This window comes from Janthinobacterium sp. LS2A, assembly GCF_036543145.1.
Taxonomy (GTDB): domain Bacteria; phylum Pseudomonadota; class Gammaproteobacteria; order Burkholderiales; family Burkholderiaceae_D; genus Janthinobacterium; species Janthinobacterium aestuarii.
Window position 1 is genome coordinate 411225 of record NZ_JAZHPB010000002.1, and the last position, 19268, is coordinate 430492.

The following is a 19268-nucleotide window of genomic DNA, read 5'->3' on the forward strand; positions in this document are numbered from 1 at the left end:
TCATACACCGCCGTACCAGACAAGAACACCATGAACCAAACACTGCTCATCGAACTGCTGACCGAAGAACTGCCGCCGAAAGCGCTGGCCAAACTGGGCGCCGCCTTCACGGCCGGCATCGTCAACGGCCTGAAAGCGCGCGACTTCCTCGAAGCCGACAGCGTCGCCACCAGCTACGCCTCGCCGCGCCGCCTGGCCGTCTCCATCACCAATGTGCGCGAAGTCTCGCCCGATAAATCGATCCGCGAAAAAGTCTTGCCCGTCTCCGTGGCGCTGGACGCGAACGGCAACGGCACGCCGCCGCTGGCCAAGAAACTGGCCGCGCTGGGCTTCCCCGACCTGACGGTAGCCGAGCTGGAACGCGCCGCCGACGGCAAGGCTGAAAGCTTCTTCTACACGTACACGGCGCCAGGCAGCCAGCTCGCCGCCGGCGCGCAAGCTGCGTTGACCGAATCGGCCGCCAAGCTGCCGATTCCAAAACTGATGAGCTATCAGCGCCCGGACGGCACCACCGTGCAATTCGTGCGCCCTGCCCACAGCCTGATCGCCCTGCACGGCATCAATATCCTGCCCCTGACCCTGCTGGGCCTCACGGCCGGCCGCACCACACTGGGCCACCGCTTCCTGACCGACGGCGAGCCGATCGCCATCGCGCACGCGGAAAACTACGCGCCATCGCTGATCCTCAACGCCAGCGTCATCGCCAGCAACGAAGAACGCAAGGAACGCATCCGCGCCCAGCTGCTGGACAAGGCCGGCGCCGACCAGGTGCTGATGCCCGAAGCGCTGCTCGACGAAGTCACCGCCCTGGTCGAATGGCCGGTCGTGTATGAATGCCACTTCGAGGAAGAATTCCTGGCCGTGCCGCAGGAATGCCTGATCCTCACCATGCAGACGAACCAGAAGTATTTCGCGCTGACCGACAGCGAAGGCAAGCTGCGCTCGCGCTTCCTGATCGTCTCGAACATCGAGACGGACACGCCCGAGCACATCATCGGCGGCAACGAGCGCGTCGTGCGTCCGCGCCTGTCCGACGCCAAGTTCTTCTTCGAGCAGGACAAGAAGAAAACCCTGGCATCGCGCCTGCCGCTGCTGGCTAACGTCGTCTACCACAACAAGCTGGGCACGCAAGCGGCACGCACAGAGCGCGTCAAGTCGCTGGCCGGCGCCATCGCCGCCAAGCTGCAGTACGACGTGGCACTGGCCGAACGGGGCGCCCTGCTGGCCAAGGCCGATCTGCTGACCGACATGGTGGGCGAATTCCCCGAACTGCAAGGCATCATGGGTACGTACTACGCGCGCCATGACGGCGAGCCGGAAGAAGTGGCCTTGGCCGCCTCCGAACACTACCAGCCGCGCTTTGCCGGCGACGCCCTGCCGTCGACCGCCACCGGCACCGCCGTGGCCCTGGCCGACAAGCTGGAAACCCTGGTCGGCATCTGGGCCATCGGCCTGGCGCCGACGGGCGACAAGGATCCGTTCGCGCTGCGCCGCCATGCGCTGGGCGTGCTGCGCATGCTGTTGGAAAAACGTTTGCCATTGTCGATCCAGGGCTTGCTGGCGGATGCGGCAGCGCAGTTCGCAGCGGTGCCCGGCTTCAAGGACCCGGTCGCGGACGTCACCACCTTCATGCTGGACCGCCTGCGCGGCATCCTGCGCGAGCGTGGCTTCTCGCCGAATGAAATCGAAGCCGTCGTGGCACAGAATCCGGACCGCCTGGACGACATCGTGCAGCGCCTGGAAGCCGTGCAGGCGTTTGCCGCCCTGCCGGAAAGCTCCTCGCTGGCAGCTGCCAACAAGCGCATCACGAACATCCTGAAAAAGAACGAGGAAGCCCTGAGCCAGGTCGCCGCCGGCGGCGTCAACGTGGCGCTGCTGCAGGACGAAGCGGAGAAAAAACTGGCCGCCGCCGTCTCTCGCGTGCAGCCGGAAGTCGACGCGGCCTTTGCCAAGGGCGACTTCACCAGCACCCTGCAAACGCTGGCGCAGCTGCGCGACGACGTCGATGGCTTCTTCAATGACGTGATGGTGATGGCCGAGGATGTCGCCCTGCGCAACAACCGCCTGGCCTTGCTCTCGTCCCTGCACGGCATGATGAACCGCGTGGCCGACATTTCCAAGCTGGCGGCATAATGGGTACTCCGGCGCTGAAACTGATTATTCTCGACCGCGACGGCGTCATTAATCATGACTCGCCGGACTTCATCAAGTCGCCGGCCGAATGGCTGCCGATCCCAGGCTCGCTCGAAGCGATCGCCCGCCTGAACCAGGCTGGCTATCGCGTGGTGATCGCCTCGAACCAGTCGGGCATCGCGCGCGAATACTTCGACATGACGGTCCTGAACGCGATCCACCAGAAGATGCACACGCTGGCGCAGCAGGTGGGCGCCGATATCGACGCCATCTTCTTTTGCCCGCACGCGGGCGCGGACAATTGCGACTGCCGCAAGCCGAAACCGGGCATGTTCCATGAAATCTCGCAGCGCTACAACACCAGCCTGAAAGGCGTGCCCACGGTCGGCGATTCGCTGCGCGACCTGCAGGCCGGTTTCATCAGCGGCTGCGTGCCCTACCTGGTATTGACGGGCAAGGGCGACAAAACCAACGAGACGGGTGGCCTGCCGCCTGGCACCCAGGTCTTCCCCGACCTGGCGGCCGTCGTCAGCCACCTGCTCAAGGCGCCAGCCACACCGGCGCCCACCGTAGCATTCAGTATCTAATCTTCGGAGAACCGCATTGCGTAATATTTCCCTGTTCCTGCGATCACTGCTGTTCATGATCATCATGATCGTGGCCACCATCGTCTGGGCCTGCGTGTGCTTTTTTGCCGCGCCATTGAGCTACAACAAGCGCTATTGGGTCACCTCGCGCTGGAACGTGTTTATCCTGTGGTGCGCCAAGGTCATTTGCGGCATCCGCTATGAAGTCAAGGGCGCCGAGAACTTCCCCGACGCGCCGGCCATCGTGCTGTCGAAACACCAGTCGGCATGGGAAACCATCTTCTTGCTTCCCAGCCTGCCACGCCCGCTCGTGTATGTGTTCAAGAAGGAAATCCTGTACATCCCCTTCTTCGGCTGGGCCATGGCGCTGCTGCGCATGATCCCCATCGACCGCAAACAGGGCAAGCATGCGTTCAAGAGCGTCGTCGCGCATGGCAAGCGCCGGCTGGCCGATGGCCAATGGATTATCATGTTCCCTGAAGGGACCCGCATTCCCGTGGGCCAGGCGGGCAAGTACAAGAGCGGCGGCACGCGTTTGGCCATTGCCACGGGCGCCGTGGTGGTGCCGATTGCGCACAATTCAGGCGAGTGCTGGCCCAAGCAGTCATTCCTCAAACGCCCGGGACTGATCACCGTCTCGATAGGCAAACCGATTTCGCCGGAAGGGCAAACCCCGGACAGCATGATGCAACAGGTGGAAAATTGGATAGAATCAGAAATGCGCGTCATTTCGCCTCACGCCTACAACGCTGGCTAGACGGCATCAGCGCGGTCATCCAGGAGCCGACACTGCGCCAGCAGATGAAGACCATCAAGGTCGGCGACCAGCAACTGGATTTGTTCGCGCATGACGTCTCGACCAGCACGCCCCCGGCGGTGCGCCCCACGGCACCGCCAGCGCCGCCCGTGGCGCCACCGGTAGTGGCGCCCGCGCCGCCCATCGTTCGTCCTGCCCCGCCTCCCCTGCCTTCCCCGCCACGCACCGCCGATGGCCCGCCATTGCGCCAGCTGCAGCTGGGCAGTCACCTGGTCGAATTCGCGCTGCGCCGCTCCACGCGCCGTTCCATCGGCTTCATGATCGACGATAACGGCTTGCGCGTCACGGCCCCCAAGCGCGTCACCCTGGCCGAAATCGACAACGCCATCCGCGCCAAGCAAAGCTGGATCGTCTCGAAGCTGCTGGAACGGGGCGAGCGCAAGGTGCAGCGCCAGCAACGCCCGCCCGTGGCCTGGGTCGATGGCGCCGTGCTGCCCTACCTTGGTGGCGAGATCACCTTGCGGTTGCACCAGGCGCCGCGCCACCGCGCCAGCTTCCAGCGCGAGACGAATGAGCTGCACGTATGGGTCACGCCCACGGGCAGCGAACAGCAATTGAAGGAAAAAGTGAAGGGCTGGTTCCAGCACGAAGCGCGCCAGCTGTTCGAGGCGCGCCTGGACGTATATGCGGACAAGCTGGGCGTGCGCTACGATTCGCTGTCGCTATCGTCGGCCGGCACGCGCTGGGGCAGCTGCACCATCGAGCGCAAGATCCGCCTGAACTGGCGCCTGATCCACTTCGCTTTGCCGCTGATCGACTACGTGGTGGCGCACGAGCTGTCGCACCTGCTGGAAATGAACCACAGCCCCCGCTTCTGGGCCACCGTGGAATCGATTTATCCCGATTACGATGGCGCCAAGCAGGCGCTCAGAAAGCGCTCGCAAGAGCTGCCGGTGCTGTTTACGTAGGCGCCTGTCGGATTACGCTCTACAAGCTAATCCGACCTACAGCCACGTAGGTCGGATTAGCGCAGCGCGCGTAATCCGACGCCATTGTTGGCCGCGCGCCCATCACGGCAGCAAAGGCTTGATGGCCGCGATGGTCCGTGGCGTGGCCCCCCGGTGCTGGTTGGCAAACGCCAGCGCTTTTTCTCCCATCAACGATAAACGCGACGGATCCTGCAGCAAGGCCGACGCCTGCGCCATCAGTGCATCGGCGTCCGCCACCAGCGCGGCGCCGCCGGACGTAATCGCCTGCTCGGTGACCAGCGCGAAATTGAAGGTGTGGGGACCGATCAGCACGGGCTTGCCCAGCGCCGCCGGCTCGATCAGGTTTTGCCCGCCCAGCGGCAGCAGGCTGCCACCGACGAAGGCGCAATCACAGGCCGCGTAATACGCAAACATCTCGCCCATCGAGTCGCCCAGCAGCACCTGCGTGCCCGCCGCAACGTCGTCGCCTTGCTGCAAAGCCGATCTGCGCTGCATGGCCAGGCCCTGCGCCGCGATCAATTTTTCCACCTCGTCGAAGCGCTGCGGATGGCGCGGCACGATCAGCAGCAAGGCATTCGCGGGCAGGCCCGAGCGGATATACGCATCGAGGATCAGCTGCTCTTCCCCTTCGCGCGTGCTGGCGCACAGCAGCACCGGGCGCTGGCCGATGGCGCTGCGCAGCGCCGCCCCCGTCGCCAGCGCCGCTTCGGGCACAACGACGTCGAACTTGATGCTGCCCGTGACGACCACGTCCCGCACGCCCAGCTGGCGCACGCGATCGGCGTCGTCCTGCGTCTGCGCCGCCACCAGGGTGATGCCGCGCGCCGCGTCGGCAATGAGTTTGCCCAGTCGCTGCGCCTTGCCCAGCGAGCGCTGCGACAGGCGTGCATTGGCCAGCACCACGGGCACTTTGTAGCGATTGCATTGGTGGATCAGATTCGGCCACACTTCCGTCTCCATCAGGATGCAGATGCGCGGCGCGAAATGGCGGATGAAACGGGCCGGCATGGCGCCCGTGTCGTAGGGCAGATAGCTTTGCACGAGGCGCGCGCCGTGTTTGGCGAACAGGGATTTACCCGTGGCGCGCCCCGTCGGCGTCATGTGCGTGAGGACGATGCGGCACGCGGGCCAGGCGGCCAGCAGCGCATCGATCAGCGGCTCGGCCGCGCGCGTCTCGCCGACGGAGACGGCGTGCAGCCAGATGGTGTTTGTAGCAGACGCCGGCTGGCGCCCGTAAAAGCCCAGGCGCTCGCCCCAGTGCTGGCGGTAGCCGGGTTCCTGGCGTCCGCGCAGCCACAGCCGCGCCAGCACCAGGGGCAAGGCCAGCCACCAGGCGAGGGTATAAAGAAGTCGCATGTCTATTGAATGTTAAAGTCAGGCGGGAGGATAGTCTGCCAGCAGGCGCCGTGCCGCGGCCAGCACTTCCGGCACGCCGGGCGGCGCACCCTTGTCGCCCAGGTTGATGATTTTCGGCGACCAGTTGCCTTCCGTTTTCCACAGCGGCGAATCGGCATAGATTTCCACCGTCGGGCGCACGAAGGCGGCCGCAATGTGCGTCAAGCCCGTGTCGACGCCGACCACCAGCGCCGCATGGCTCGCCAGCAGGGTGGCGTCGCCCATCGACAGTTTCGGCAGCAGGCGCGCGTTCGGCAGGCCGGCCGCCAGCACTTCCGCTTCCGCCTTTTCCTTGGGCGAACCCCAGGGCAGCAAAATCGGCATCGGTGCCAGTGCCTGGCCCAGGGCGATCCAGTTTTCCGGCGCCCATTTCTTGGCGTCGCGCGCCGTGCCGTGGAAATACACGCAGTAGGGCGCTTCGCCCATCCAGTCCGGGCGCGGCTCGCTACGCGACACTTCCGGCAAGCCGAAATCGGCCGGCGTGTCGACCGTGTAGCCGAGCGCCGCGGCGGCCACCAGGCGGCCGCGCGCTACTGCATGCGTGCGCGGATCGAGAGGAATGCTTTGCGTGTGAAAAATGCGCGAGATGCCTTCGTATCCCGAGCCTTCGCTGCCATTGGCCAGGCCGACCTTCTGTCCTCCCGGCGCCAGGCGCGCGGCGCCCATGATGATGCCCGTCTTGAGCAAGCCCTGGGTATCGAACACATAATCGTAGTGCGTCTGGCGCAGGCTGCGGAAGAAGGCGGCGATTTCCGCGCGCGTCTCTTTCTTGCCCAGGCTCTTGCGCCAGCGCCGCAGCGCGAACGGGAAGATGGTGTTTACACGCGGGTTCAGGCGCACCAGGCTGGTGTAGCCCTCTTCGACCACCCAATCGATGGTCGCGTTCGGGAAATGGCGGGCGATGTCCGCCACCATCGGCAGGTTATGCAGCACATCGCCCAGCGAAGACACCCGCACCAGCAGGATTTTCAAGGGCGCCTGTGCGCCAGGTTGACCGGCCATGCTATCAGAACGGCAAGACGGCGTCAGGCTTGGCGGCCAGGATCACGCTCTTGAACTGGCCCTGGATGCGCGCCAGCGCTGCCGGCGTTTCCGCTTCGAAGCGCATGACGATCACCGGCGTGGTGTTCGACGAACGGGCCAGGCCGAAGCCGTCCGCGTATTCCACGCGCAAGCCGTCGATGGTGATGATCTGTTCATTGCCGGGGAAGACGGCGTCGCGGCGCAGCATGTCCATCAGCGCGACGTTCTCGCCTTCCTTCAGTTCCAGGTGCAGTTCCGGCGTGCTGTCGGACTGCGGCAGGGAGTTCAGCAGGCTTGAGGGATCCGCTTCGCGCGTGAGGATTTCCAGCAGGCGCGCGGCCGAATACAGGCCGTCGTCGAAACCGTACCAGCGGTCCTTGAAGAAGATATGGCCGCTCATTTCGCCGCCCAGCGGTGCACCCGTTTCGCGCAGCTTGGCTTTCACCAGCGAGTGGCCCGTCTTGTACATCAGCGGCACGCCGCCATGCTTGCTGATCCACGGCGCCAGGTGGCGCGTGCATTTGACGTCATACAAAATCTGCGCGCCAGGGTGGCGGGTCAGCACGTCAGCGGCAAACAACATCATCTGGCGGTCAGGGTAGATGATCTGGCCATCCTTGGTGACCACGCCCAGGCGATCGCCGTCGCCGTCGAAAGCGATGCCGATTTCCGCATCCGTCTCGGCCAGGCAGCGGATCAGGTCTTGCAGGTTTTCTGGATGCGCCGGGTCCGGATGGTGGTTCGGGAAATTGCCATCGACTTCGCAGAACAGTTCGATGACTTCGCAGCCCATGCCGCGGAACAGGTCGCCCGCGAATGCGCCGGCCACGCCATTGCCGCAGTCGACGGCGATCTTGATCGGGCGCGCCAGCTTGACGTCGCCCAGGATGCGCTCGATGTAGGCGGCGCGGATATCGTGCGTGGCATAGGTGCCCGGCGTGGCGCTGGCGCTGCCGTCGTGCGCGACGATGCTGTGGTACAGCGCCTGGATCGCTTCGCCGTGGATCGCTTCGCCGGCCAGCACCATCTTGAAGCCGTTGTAGTCGGGTGGATTGTGGCTGCCCGTGACCATGATGCCGGAGCGCGTATCGAGCACATTCGTGCCGAAGTAGACCATCGGCGTGGCCACCACGCCCAGGTCGATCACGTCGACGCCTGCCGCTTGCAAGCCCTGCGCCAGCGCCGCCGTCAATTCCGGTCCCGACAAACGGCCATCGCGGCCGATCACGACCCGCTGCTCGCCCTTGGCCAGGGCGGCCTGGCCAAATGCCTGGCCGATCTTGTGCGCCACGCTGGCATCGAGGGTTTTAGCGATGATGCCGCGAATATCGTAGGCCTTGAAGATCGTTCTGGACAATGGAAGCATGGTGTGGGCGGTATAAGTAAGGGGCGAATAAGGAATAAATAGGGTGCCTGGCAAGGTGCAGCGTGCGGCTGGCAGCTTGCTACTGCGCCAAGAGTATACCGAATTATACGCGCAGCAGATCGATCGACTTGCCCGATTCCACCCACTGCCTGACCCACAGCGGCTGGCGGCCGCGGCCTGTCCATTGTTCAGCGGTATTGTCAGGATGGCGGTAACGTACCGCGACTTTGCCCGTGCGCGGGTGCAAACCATCGAGTATCAGCTGTTTCAGCGGAATGCCCGCCTGCTGCGCGATGGCCATGATCTGTTCGCGCGCCTTGTTCAAGTCTTCGCGCTCGCGGCTGTTCAATTCCTGTTTGACATTATCTTCCAGTTTGCGCAATTCCAGCATCGTCATCGTAGACAGATCCATTGGTACATCCTTTATATTAATTTAAATAATAAAATCACGTGGAATATACTACATTGCATAAACATTTGCGCACCATTGCATAATCCGTCGCCAATTGAATCACGGCTCCCGGCTTATTTAGCGGCCCAACATTAAGATTAAATGAAGAATATAACGGAAGCGCGCATGGAGGTGAATAAACATGAATGAAATGGCATTCCGGCATGCCGGCAAGGCTGGCGTGGCGCGGCGATTCATTCCGGCAGCCGTGCCGGCGGATTATGAGCGGTATATGACCGCAGGGAATGCGGCCAATTCAAATCCCCATCCAACATAATCGGCACCGGCTTTTTTCTTCCCGCCCGCCATGCGCGCAATCAGTCATCTGCCGGCAATGTCCCAACATCAAAGGGCAGGCATGCTTATAATGCAGGCGCGTAGTCCACTTCACCCCGGCACATATGAAAACTTACTTTATCGGCGATCTGCAAGGCTGCCATGACCAAACCGTTGAACTGATCGAACGGATCCAGGCGGCGGCGGATGGTCCGTACCGCCTGCTGTTCGCGGGCGACTTGATCAATCGCGGCCCGGCCTCGCTGGCCACCTTGCGCCACATTCATGCGCTGGCGCGGCAGGGCCTGGCCGACAGCGTCCTGGGCAACCATGACTTGCACCTGCTGGCCGTGGCCAACGGCATCCGGCCCGAGCATGCGTCCGACACCCTCGCCGAAATCCTCGCTGCCCCCGACCGTGAGGAGCTGATCGACTGGCTGCGCCAGCGGCCACTGGCACTGGAACATGACGGCCATGTGCTCGTGCATGCGGGCCTACTGCCGCAATGGAGCGCGGCCCAGGCCCTGTCCCTGAGCGGGGAAGTGTCCAGCATGCTGCGCAGCGATGATTGGGTGGCCTTCCTGCGCACCATGTACGGCAACGAGCCGGCCGCCTGGCGCGACGACCTGCAGGGCGCCGACCGGCTGCGCTGCATCGTCAACGCCATGACGCGGCTGCGCTTTTGCACGCCGGACGGCGTGATGGACTTCAAGATGAAGGAAAGCGGCAGCCCGCCGCCCGGCTCCGGTCTGCTGCCCTGGTTCGACGTGCCGGGACGGCGCAGCGCCGGCGACACCATCGTCTTCGGCCACTGGTCGGCGCTGGGACTGCAATTGCGGCCGCACCTGATCGGCCTCGATAGCGGCTGCGTGTGGGGCGGAAAACTGTCGGCCGTGTGTCTGCAAGACCGCTCGCTGCTGCAAGTCGACTGCCCCACGTTCCAGCAGCACAGCGGCAAACGCTAAGTGGCAAGCGCGGCGCGCATATGCTTAGTCGAAATCGGTCGTTGGCCTTGCCGCGCCTGGCCCGTATGATGGAGCTTTTGCCTTTGCCATCCCATGCATCCTGATACCGACAGACTGGCGCGCTGGCTGCTCGGCAGCCTGGAACTCGACACCGCCGTCCTGCATGTGGGCCAGTACTGCGGCCGCTGGCGCGCGTCCACGGCGGGCCGGGAACTGGGCAGCTTTCATCTGGTGCTCGATGGCCACTGCTATCTGCACCTCGATGGCGCAGCGCCGATTGCGCTCGGCCCGCGCGACGGCGTCTTCCTGCTGCGCGACTTGCCGCATTTTCTCAGCCCCCACAGCGACCCGCTGCAGGCGGTCAGCGCGCAAGCGATGCTGCCGCTGCAAACGCCCACGGAGCAGCCGGCGACGGCGCTGGCCTGCGGCTTCTTTCAATTTCGCGGCGCCCTCTCCGCGCTGATCGTCGACTCGTTTCCGCCGTATCTGCTGATACGCGGCGACGCGCCCGCCTTCAGCGCGGCCGCCGCGTTGTTCGACCTGATCCTGGCGGAGGCCGGCGGCGATCCGGAGCAGCCGTCGCCGCTGATCGCGCGCCTGGTCGAGTTGCTGTTCTTTTACCTGATCCGCCATGTGGCGCAGGGCGAGCAGGTGGCGGCCGGCCTGCTGTCGCTGCTGCACCAGCCCGCATTTTCGCCGCTGCTCGAACGCATGCTCGACACGCCCGCCGCCGACTGGTCGATCGAGAACATGGCCAAGGCGGCGTGCATGTCGCGCGCCAGCTTCTGCAAGCATTTCGCCAGCGCCAGCGGCCACTCGCCCGCCCAGTTCCTGCTCCTGCTGCGCATGAAGATCGCCGCGCGCCGGCTGCACGACGGCGTCTCCGTCGAACGCGCGGCCGAACTGGTGGGCTACCGCTCGCACGCCGCCTTTACGCGCGCCTTCAAAAGGGTCACGGGCGAGCAGCCGGGCGCCTACCGGCGCGACCAGCGATTGCGCCAGCTGGCCAGCTAAGCGCCTGCCGAAATCAAGGATCACACAATCGCAGACGAACGAGCACAAAAGGACGACGCTGACGTCTGTTGCGTGCACGGCATGGCCGATATAATGGCCGGGTGACTTACTAACTTAGCAAGGTACCCCATGTCCCGTCTGACGCTGCACACTCTCGATACCGCCCCGGCCGATAGCCGCCCCTTCGTGGAAAAGGCCATCGCCAACAATGGCTTCCTGCCCAACCTGATCGGCGTTCTGGCCAATGCCCCGCTGGCACTGGAAACCTATCTGACCGTCTCCGGCATCAATGCGCGCGCCAGCCTGACGTTAATGGAACGCGAAGTGGTGCAGATCACGGCCGCGCGCATCCACGGCTGCGATTTCTGCATCGCAGGCCATAGCGCCATCTCGCTGAAAAAAGCGGGCCAGACACCCGACACGGTACGCGCCCTGCAGCACGGCCAGCCGACGAACGACGCCAAGCTGGACGCCGTCGCCGCCTTCGCCACGGCAGTCATCGCCACGCGCGGCGCCCTCAGCGACGTGGAATATCAAGCCTTCCTGGCCGCCGGCTACAACGAGCAGCAGGCGCTGGAAGTCGTGCTGGGCATCAGCCTGGCCACCCTGTGCAATTTCTCCAACAGCCTGGCCGGCACGCCCGTCAATCCGCAATTGACGCCCTACCTGCCTGGCGCCGTCTGACATGGCGAACCTCACTCACTGGCTGCACATGCATGCCGACCAGCTCGACCAATCGCCGGAGCTGGCTGAAACCGTATTACCGGCCCTCGCTGGCGACAAGCTGCTGGCTATCGGCGTGCAGCAGGAACACGGCGGCGCGGGCGGCGACGTGCGCGACGCCATCGACGCCATCGCCAAAGTGGCCGAGCAATCGGTGACGGCGGCCTTTGTCTTCTGGGGCCAGCGCTGCTTCATCGAATTCCTGCTGCAAAGCGAAAACCGCGCGCTGGCCGAGCGCCGCTTGCCCGGTCTGCTGGCCGGCACGCAGGCAGGCGCCAGCGGTTTGTCGAACGCCATGAAATTCTTGTCCGGCATCGAGCAGCTGCAAATCACGGGCGCGCGTCACGGCGACGGCTTGCTCGTCGACGGCGGCCTGGCGTGGGTGACGAACTTGCGCAAGGCGGGCTTTGTCGCGGCAGCGGCCGTGGCGCCGGACGACGGCGCGCCCCCCGTCATCATCGCCTTCGACAGCGGCACGGCGGGCGTCACGCGCAGCGACGACCTGGACCTGATCGCCCTGCGCGGCAGCAATACGGCCTCCGTCAAGCTGGCGCAGGTGCACATCCCCGCCGCGGACATCATCAGCGACAATGCGCCCGCCTGGCTGCCGCAGGTACGCCCATCGTTCCTCGGCATGCAGTGCGGCCTGTCGATCGGCCTGGCGCGCGCCAGCCTGGCAAAGGCGGCGCAAATTTCCGCCGGCTCGCGCAACCAGCTCACGCCACGCATCGAAGCGCTGCAAGCGACACTGGAAAACGCCGTCGCCACCCTGCTGGCCGGCGTGCACGATGGCCGCTTCAAGACGCAGGCGCCAGCCATGTTCCGCCTGCGCATACAGCTGGCCGATGTGCTGCAGCAGGCCCTGATGCTGGAACTGCAGGCGATGGGCGGACGCGCCTACCTGAACGCCGAGCAGCAGGGCTTTGCCCGCCGCTGGCGCGAATCGTCGTTCATCCCCATCGTCACGCCCAGCCTGACGCAATTGCAGGCGGCCTTGCAGCTGTTCGACAGCCAGCAGGCGGCCAAGGCGGCGGGAGCGCAAGCATGAGCGTTGCCGATTGGGCCCTGCAGGCGCAGGATCTGAGCTTCTCGTATGCTGGCGCCGCACCCGTTTTCCAGCACGTCTCGCTGGGCGTGCGCAAGCGTGAAATCGTCTGCCTGCTGGGAGGCAGCGGCTGCGGCAAATCGAGCCTGCTGCGCGTGCTGGCCGGCTTGCAGCCGCCGTCCACGGGCGAGATTCAGTTCCTCGACGCTCCCATGCGCGAACCGGACCCGCGCAGCGCCCTCGTCTTCCAGCAGGCCAGCCTCTTGCCCTGGCTGAACGTCACGGGCAACGCCGGCTTCGGCCTGGACTTCAAGCACCAGCCGCAGCTGACGCGCGAGGCGCATCAGGCGCGCGTGGCGCAAGCCATCGAAGCGGTGGGCTTGAAGGGCCGTGAAAAGCTGTATCCATCCGCGCTGTCGGGCGGCATGGCGCAGCGCGTGGCCCTGGCCCGTGCGCTGGCGCGCGAACCGGAACTGCTGTTCGCCGACGAACCGTTTTCCGCCCTTGATGCCATCACGCGCGCCGAGATGCAATCATTGCTGGTCGACGTGGTGCACCGCTGGCACACGGCCGTGCTGCTCGTCACGCACGATATCGACGAAGCGATCCTCGTGGCCGACCGCATCTTGCTCATGGGCGGCAAGCCGGGCAACATCGTGCGCGAATGGCCCGTCGCCATCGACCAGCCACGCATCGGCCACAGCGCCGAGGTGATCGCCCTGAAGATAGACATTCTCGACGCCCTGCAGGCGCTGCAAAAGCAGGATCAAGCGCCCGCCTTTGCTCCCCATTAATTGACCGGAACATTCCCATGACATTCGAAGACCACAACAAACCCCTGCACATCTGCGCCTCGTCCGATTGCGACTGCGGCCTGACGCGGCGCGACTTCCTGCGCATGTCGGCCCTGGCCACGGCCAGCGTCGCCTCGCCGCTGCTGTTCGCCGGCGACGCCATGGCCCAGCAAGGCCCGAAAGGCGACGACCAGCCCGTAAAGATCGGCTACCTGCCGATCACCGACGCCACCCCGCTGCTCGTCGCCCACGCCCGCAAGCTGTTCGAAGCGGAAGGCTTGCAGGCGGAAACGCCGCGGCTGTTCCGCAGCTGGGCGCAGATCATCGAAGCGTTCGTCGCCGGCCAGGTCAACGTGATCCACCTGCTGTCGCCGGCCACCCTGTGGGTGCGCTACGGTGCCAAGTTCCCCGCGAAAGTCGTCGCCTGGAACCACGTCAACGGGTCCGCGCTGACGGTGGCCAACGAGATCAACAAGGTCTCCGACCTGGGCGGACGCACGGTCGCGATCCCGTTCTGGTACTCGATCCACAACATCCTGCTGCAGCAGATTCTGTCCTCGAATGGCTTGACGCCGGTCACGCGCGCGCGCAACGCCGCCATCAAGCCGAATGAAGTCAACCTGATCGTGCTGGCGCCGGCCGAAATGGTCTCGGCCCTGGCCAGCAAGTCGATCGCCGGCTACATCGTGGCAGAGCCGTTCAATGCGGCGGCGGAAAACGCCGGCATCGGCAAGATCCTGCGCTTCTCTGGCGACGTGTGGAAGAACCACGCGTGCTGCGTCACCTTCCTGTCCGAGCGCGACATCAACACGCGTCCGGAATGGGCGCAAAAGGTCACCAATGCCATCGTCAAGGCGCAGCTGTGGACGCGCACGAACCAGGTCGACACGGCCAAGCTGCTGTCGAACGTGGGCGAGCACCGCTACACGCCGCATCCGCTGCAGGTGCTGACCAAGGTGCTGGCCACCACCGATTACGCCGGCTACGAAAAGCAGGGCCTGATCGTGCACAAGAACTGGCAGCAGCGCCGCATCGACTTCCAGCCGTATCCGTTTGCCTCGTACACGGAAGAACTGGTGCGCGCCATCGGCCGTACCAAGGTCGAAGGCGATACGCGCTTCCTGGCCAACCTCGATCCGAAGTTCGCCGCGCGCGACCTGGTCGATGACCGCTTCGTGCGCAAGGCCATCACGGCGGTCGGCGGCCCTGCCGCCTTCGGCTTGCCGGCCAACCTGCTGCGCAGCGAAACCGTGGCGGTCTGACAATGGCGAGCAAGTTGTTCACGAAGTTCGGCCTGCCCCTCGTGGGGCTGGCCTGTGCCTTGCTGCTGTGGTCGATGGGCGTGACGGCGCTGGAGAAATCCACGCCCATCGCCACCGCTTTTGCGCCCTTGCCCACGGCGTTGGCGTTCCAGGAGATGGTGGGCGGTACGGATATCTGGCTGCACGTGGTATTGAGCCTGCAACGGGTGGCCGTGGGCCTGGGACTGGCCATCGTCATCGGCGTGCCGCTCGGTGTGCTGGTGGCCATGTCGAAGAGCTTTTCCGGCGCGGCCATGCCGCTGTTCCAGCTGCTGCGCATGATTTCGCCGCTGTCGTGGATGCCGATTGCCGTGATGGTGCTCGGCGTCGGTGACGCGCCCGTATACTTCCTGCTGGCGTTTGCGGCCGTCTGGCCGATTTTGCTCAATACGGCGGCCGGCGTGGCGCGGCTCGATCCGAACTGGCTGCTGCTGGCGCGCAGCCTGTCGGCCACGCGCAGCGAAATCGTCTTCAAGGTGATTTTGCCGGGCATCACGGCCGACATTTTGACGGGCGTGCGCCTGGCCATCGGCATCATCTGGATCGTGCTGGTGCCGGCGGAAATGCTGGGCGTATCGGCGGGCCTCGGCTACTTCATCCTCGATACGCGCGACCGCCTCGCGTATTCGGAGCTGATGGCCGCCATCGTGCTGATCGGGATTTTAGGCTTTATCCTCGACTACCTGGCCCGCGCCGCGCATGCGCGCTGGCTGCATGTGAAGAATTAAGCGGCCTTCTCCAGCGGCAGCGTAGCGGCCACGGCCGCCTGCGTTGCCGCCGCCAGTTCGCGGCGGTGCGCGTCCAGCGTCGCCACTGGCGCCAGGCAGGTCAGGCGCGCCGTGATGGGCGGGCCGCTCAAGATCGCCACCATGCTTTGCGCAAAGCTCATGTCGCCGATGAAATCGACGGCGTGATGCAAGGCCCCCTTGCCATCCACATACACGAGCGCAAACGGCTGCACCGGCACTTGCGCGTCGATGGCCGCCTCGAACAGGTTGGCGTGGAACGGCAGGATCTGACCTTGCGCGGCGGTCGTCCCTTCGGGGAAGAACGCAATGCGCTCGCCCGCCGTCAATTTATCCACCAGACCCTGGAAGATCAAGCGCAGATCGCGCTTGCTGCCGCGCGAAATGAAGATGGTGCCCGCACGTCCCGCCAGCCAGCCCAGGATCGGCCAGGCGCGGATTTCCGCCTTGGCGACGAAACGGCACGGGTGGACGGCATTGATGACGAAGATGTCGAGCCACGAAACGTGGTTCGCCACCACCATCGCATGGTCGAGGGCCGGCACGCTGTCGGCCGGCTGCGCCACGTGCACGCCGCAAATGTCGAGCAGCTGCGTCGACCAGCGGCGGATGCGCCGGTTGCGTCCCTCCAGGTCCAGCCAGGGAAAGAGCACGGCGCTCTTGGCCATGCCGCAGCTCAGGTGAATGGCGATGCGCGCGAGGCGGTAGGTAAGCAGAAGTTTCAAATGACACCAAGGTTGGAAGCAGATCCATACAGCCGCGTAGGTCGGCTTAGCTGCGCCGGCGAGGCGCTGCGTAAGCCGACAGGAGCCGCCATGGACTTGTCGGATTACGCGTAGCGCTAATCCGACCTACGGCTCCGATACAACAATTAACGCTGAAACGCCACCTGTCCGGCAACGATGGTCGCCTTGACGATGCCGCTCAGCTCATAGCCGAGGAAAGGCGTGTGCTTGCCCTGGCTGGCCAGCGACGCCGACGACACGGTCCAGCGCGCGGCGGGATCGAAGACGCAGATGTCGGCCGCTTCGCCCACGGCCAGGCTGCCGGCCGGGATGCCGGCGACACGGGCCGCGTCGGCCGTGACCTTGGCCACGGCGCGCGCCAGCGGACGTGCGCCCGCTTGCGGCTGCTCCAGTGCGTAGTCGTCGGCCCATTTCAGGGCCAGCGACAGCAGCAGTTCCAGGCCCGTGGCGCCGGGCGACGCTTCGCCGAACGGCAGCAGTTTTTCATCGTCGTCGACGGGCGTATGGTCCGAGCACATGGCGTCAACCGTGCCATCAAACAGGCCGGCACGGATCGCATCGCGGTCGCGCTGGCTGCGGAATGGCGGCGTAACCCTGGCGTTCGGATCGAAAAAGCCGATGTCGGCGTCCGTCAGGTGCACATGGTGCACGCCCACGTCGCAGGTGACGGGAAGACCTTCGGCTTTGGCCGCGCGGATCAGTTCCAGGCCCGCCGCCGACGAGATGCGGCACAGGTGCACGCGCGCGCGGCTGGCGCGCATCAGTTCGAAAATCGTGTGCAGGGCGATGGTTTCGGACATCACGGGCACGCCGGACAAGCCCAGGCGCGACGCCAGCGGGCCGCTGTGGGCGATGCCGCCACGGCCGATGTGCGGGTCTTGCGGGCGCAGCCAGACCGTGTAGCCGAAGGTGTTCGCGTACTGCATGGCGCGCAGCAGCACGGTCGTGTCTTCGATCGGCTCCTCCGCCTGCGCGAAGCCGATGCAGCCCGCTTCCGTCAGTTCCGCCATTTCCGTCAGCGACTTGCCCTTCAAGCCCATGGTCAGTGCGCCCAGCGGATGCACGTGGGCCTTGTTCTGCGTCTTGGCGCGGTATTTCAGCATCTCCACCAGGCCCGGCTCGTCCAGCACGGGATCGGTGTCGGGCGGGCAGACCAGGCTCGTGACGCCGCCTTGCAGCGCCGCCTGCAGTTCCGATTCCAGGGTCGCCTTGTATTCGTAGCCCGGCTCGCGCAGGCGCGCGGACAGGTCGACCAGGCCGGGGGAAACCACCAGGCCGGCCGCGTCGAACGTCGTGTCGGCCTTGAAGCCGGCCGGGGCGCTGCCCACGGCCAGCACCTTGCCATCGGCGATAAACAGGTCTTGCAAGCCATCGATGCCGTTGGCAGGGTCGATCAGGTGGCCGTTCTTGATATGTAGTGTCGTCATGCTCGCTTACTCGTCCTTGGGCTATCAGCCCTGATTACCAGCCAAAATACTCATCACCGCCATGCGCACGGCGATACCGAACGTCACCTGCGGCAAGATCACCGCCTGCGGACCGTCGGCCACGGCCGAATCGATTTCCACGCCGCGGTTCATCGGGCCCGGATGCATGACGATGGCGTCCGGTTTCGCCAGCGCCAGGCGCTCGGGCGTCAAGCCGTAGCTCTTGAAATATTCCTGCGCCGACGGCAGCAGCGCGCCGCTCATGCGTTCATTTTGCAGGCGCAGCATGATGATCACATCGACGCCTTTCAAGCCTTCATCCATGTTGGTGAAGGTGCGTACGCCCATCTGTTCCAGGCCGCCCGGCAGCAAGGTGTGCGGGCCGATGGCGCGCACTTCCGGCACGCCCAGAGTGGTCAGCGCGTGGATGTCGGAACGGGCCACGCGGCTGTGCAGGATGTCGCCCACGATGGCCACCGTCAGGTTGGTGAAATCCTTCTTGTAGTGGCGGATCGTGTACATGTCGAGCAAGCCCTGGGTCGGGTGCGCATGGCGTCCGTCGCCCGCGTTGACGACGTGGACGTGCGGCTGCTTGGTGTCGATCAGGTGCTTGGCGATCAGGTAGGGCGCGCCCGACTGCGCGTGGCGCACGACGAACATGTCGGCATGCATGGCCGACAGGTTGTCGATGGTGTCGAGCAGCGACTCGCCCTTGCTGGCCGACGAGGCCTGGATGTTCAGGTTGATGACGTCGGCCGACAGGCGCTTCGAGGCGATCTCGAAGGTGGTGCGGGTGCGCGTGGAGTTTTCAAAGAACAGGTTGAAAACGCTTTTGCCGCGCATCAGCGGCACCTTTTTCACGTCGCGGTCGGAAATGCCGACGAACGAGGAAGCCGTGTCGAGAATGTGGTTGACGATAGACTTCGGCAAGCCTTCAATCGTCAGCAGATGTTGCAGTTCGCCGTGTTTATTCAGTTGCGGATTAAGCATGGTGGGTATCTATGGTGAGCGTGAATTTTCCATCGTCGGCTTGCTTCAGGACCAGGGCCTGGCCCGGCGGCACGGCAGTGAAGGCGGCCACGAAATCGGCGGCCACCGGCAACTGGCGTTCGCCGCGGTCGACCAGGGCGGCCAGCATGATCTTGGCCGGGCGGCCATAGTCGAACAATTCATTGATGGCCGCGCGCGTCGTGCGGCCCGTGTACAGCACGTCGTCGACCAGCAGGATGGTGGCGCCGGCCACGTCAAAGCTGATCTGCGTCGGCTTGACGTCCGCATGCAGGCCCTTCTGGGCGAAGTCGTCGCGGTAGAACGAGACGTCGAGCACGCCCAGGCGGTCGAGCAGATTCAGGTCGCGCGCCAGGCGTTCGGCCAGCCAGGCGCCGCCCGAATGGATGCCGACGATGGCCACGTTGGGGATGCCCGCCAGGCCGCTTTGCACTTGCTGCAGCAAGACCCCGTACAGGGCCTCGGCGTCGAGTTGGGATGGATTCGTAGGATGCGGCATAGAGTTCTTAATCATTCAGGGAG

20 protein-coding genes are annotated in these 19268 nt (G+C 64.9%); 12 read left to right on the top strand and 8 right to left on the bottom strand.

The window, feature by feature from the left end; translation table 11 throughout:
- The first annotated feature begins 30 nt into the window (after positions 1–30).
- From glyS to V3C40_RS07715, 4 genes are read left to right on the top strand one after another with little or no spacing between them, the layout of a single operon-like run.
- Complete coding sequence (gene glyS, locus V3C40_RS07700; protein WP_070301224.1) at positions 31–2133, top strand: glycine--tRNA ligase subunit beta; 2103 nt, start codon at positions 31–33, stop codon at positions 2131–2133.
- Positions 2133–2720, top strand: a complete 588-nt coding sequence (gmhB, locus tag V3C40_RS07705; RefSeq protein WP_331777073.1) for a D-glycero-beta-D-manno-heptose 1,7-bisphosphate 7-phosphatase — start codon at positions 2133–2135, stop codon at positions 2718–2720. Before glyS ends, gmhB begins: the two co-directional genes overlap by 1 nt.
- A gap of 16 nt (positions 2721–2736) precedes the next feature.
- Positions 2737–3477 (top strand): lysophospholipid acyltransferase family protein, encoded by a 741-nt coding sequence (locus V3C40_RS07710; RefSeq protein WP_034746739.1) that lies wholly within the window; start codon positions 2737–2739, stop codon positions 3475–3477.
- A gap of 44 nt (positions 3478–3521) precedes the next feature.
- Positions 3522–4445, top strand: coding sequence for a M48 family metallopeptidase (locus tag V3C40_RS07715; RefSeq protein WP_034746736.1), 924 nt, complete (start codon positions 3522–3524; stop codon positions 4443–4445).
- Positions 4446–4547: 102 nt separating this feature from the next.
- Here the strand turns inward: V3C40_RS07715 and waaA are convergent, their stop codons facing one another.
- The 4 genes from waaA to V3C40_RS07735 form a co-directional block, all read right to left on the bottom strand.
- Complete coding sequence (gene waaA / locus V3C40_RS07720; protein ID WP_331777074.1) at positions 4548–5822, bottom strand: lipid IV(A) 3-deoxy-D-manno-octulosonic acid transferase; 1275 nt, start codon at positions 5820–5822, stop codon at positions 4548–4550.
- A gap of 18 nt (positions 5823–5840) precedes the next feature.
- Positions 5841–6863 carry a lipopolysaccharide heptosyltransferase I gene (gene waaC, locus V3C40_RS07725; RefSeq protein ID WP_331777075.1) on the bottom strand — a complete coding sequence of 341 codons (1023 nt, stop codon included), beginning with the start codon at positions 6861–6863 and terminating at the stop codon, positions 5841–5843.
- Positions 6864–6867: 4 nt separating this feature from the next.
- Positions 6868–8250, bottom strand: coding sequence for a phosphomannomutase/phosphoglucomutase (locus V3C40_RS07730; RefSeq protein ID WP_331777076.1), 1383 nt, complete (start codon positions 8248–8250; stop codon positions 6868–6870).
- Between the two features lie 103 nt (positions 8251–8353).
- Complete coding sequence (locus tag V3C40_RS07735; protein WP_070301219.1) at positions 8354–8662, bottom strand: H-NS histone family protein; 309 nt, start codon at positions 8660–8662, stop codon at positions 8354–8356.
- Between the two features lie 181 nt (positions 8663–8843).
- On the opposite strand from V3C40_RS07735, the gene V3C40_RS07740 reads away from it, so the two are divergent.
- From V3C40_RS07740 to V3C40_RS07775, 8 genes are all read left to right on the top strand, one after another.
- A complete protein-coding gene (locus tag V3C40_RS07740) occupies positions 8844–8978 on the top strand; it encodes a hypothetical protein (protein WP_331777077.1) in 135 nt (44 codons plus the stop codon).
- A 124-nt stretch (positions 8979–9102) separates the two neighbouring features.
- The gene (locus tag V3C40_RS07745; RefSeq protein ID WP_331777078.1) at positions 9103–9942 is read left to right on the top strand and encodes a symmetrical bis(5'-nucleosyl)-tetraphosphatase; all 840 of its coding nucleotides are present in this window, start codon (positions 9103–9105) and stop codon (positions 9940–9942) included.
- A gap of 93 nt (positions 9943–10035) precedes the next feature.
- On the top strand, positions 10036–10956 hold the full coding sequence (locus tag V3C40_RS07750) for an AraC family transcriptional regulator (RefSeq protein WP_331777079.1): 921 nt from the start codon (positions 10036–10038) through the stop codon (positions 10954–10956).
- A 129-nt stretch (positions 10957–11085) separates the two neighbouring features.
- Positions 11086–11640 (top strand): carboxymuconolactone decarboxylase family protein, encoded by a 555-nt coding sequence (locus V3C40_RS07755; protein ID WP_331777080.1) that lies wholly within the window; start codon positions 11086–11088, stop codon positions 11638–11640.
- A gap of 1 nt (position 11641) precedes the next feature.
- Entirely contained in the window at positions 11642–12727 is a 1086-nt protein-coding gene (locus V3C40_RS07760; RefSeq protein ID WP_331777081.1) for an acyl-CoA dehydrogenase family protein, read from the top strand.
- Entirely contained in the window at positions 12724–13518 is a 795-nt protein-coding gene (locus V3C40_RS07765; protein WP_331777082.1) for an ABC transporter ATP-binding protein, read from the top strand. The genes V3C40_RS07760 and V3C40_RS07765 overlap by 4 nt, the downstream gene beginning before the upstream one ends.
- Positions 13519–13535: 17 nt before the next feature.
- Entirely contained in the window at positions 13536–14780 is a 1245-nt protein-coding gene (locus tag V3C40_RS07770) for an ABC transporter substrate-binding protein (protein WP_034746706.1), read from the top strand.
- A 2-nt stretch (positions 14781–14782) separates the two neighbouring features.
- A complete protein-coding gene (locus V3C40_RS07775; RefSeq protein ID WP_070301214.1) occupies positions 14783–15547 on the top strand; it encodes an ABC transporter permease in 765 nt (254 codons plus the stop codon).
- Here the strand turns inward: V3C40_RS07775 and V3C40_RS07780 are convergent.
- From V3C40_RS07780 to pyrR, 4 genes are all read right to left on the bottom strand, one after another.
- Complete coding sequence (locus V3C40_RS07780; RefSeq protein WP_331777083.1) at positions 15544–16290, bottom strand: lysophospholipid acyltransferase family protein; 747 nt, start codon at positions 16288–16290, stop codon at positions 15544–15546. The two genes, V3C40_RS07775 and V3C40_RS07780, sit on opposite strands and share 4 nt — an antisense overlap.
- Before the next feature lie 146 nt (positions 16291–16436).
- Positions 16437–17738 (bottom strand): dihydroorotase, encoded by a 1302-nt coding sequence (locus tag V3C40_RS07785; RefSeq protein WP_128141937.1) that lies wholly within the window; start codon positions 17736–17738, stop codon positions 16437–16439.
- Between the two features lie 24 nt (positions 17739–17762).
- Positions 17763–18728 carry an aspartate carbamoyltransferase catalytic subunit gene (locus V3C40_RS07790; protein ID WP_034746695.1) on the bottom strand — a complete coding sequence of 322 codons (966 nt, stop codon included), beginning with the start codon at positions 18726–18728 and terminating at the stop codon, positions 17763–17765.
- Positions 18721–19245, bottom strand: coding sequence for a bifunctional pyr operon transcriptional regulator/uracil phosphoribosyltransferase PyrR (gene pyrR, locus V3C40_RS07795; protein WP_034746692.1), 525 nt, complete (start codon positions 19243–19245; stop codon positions 18721–18723). Before pyrR ends, V3C40_RS07790 begins: the two co-directional genes overlap by 8 nt.
- Positions 19246–19268: the final 23 nt, after the last annotated feature.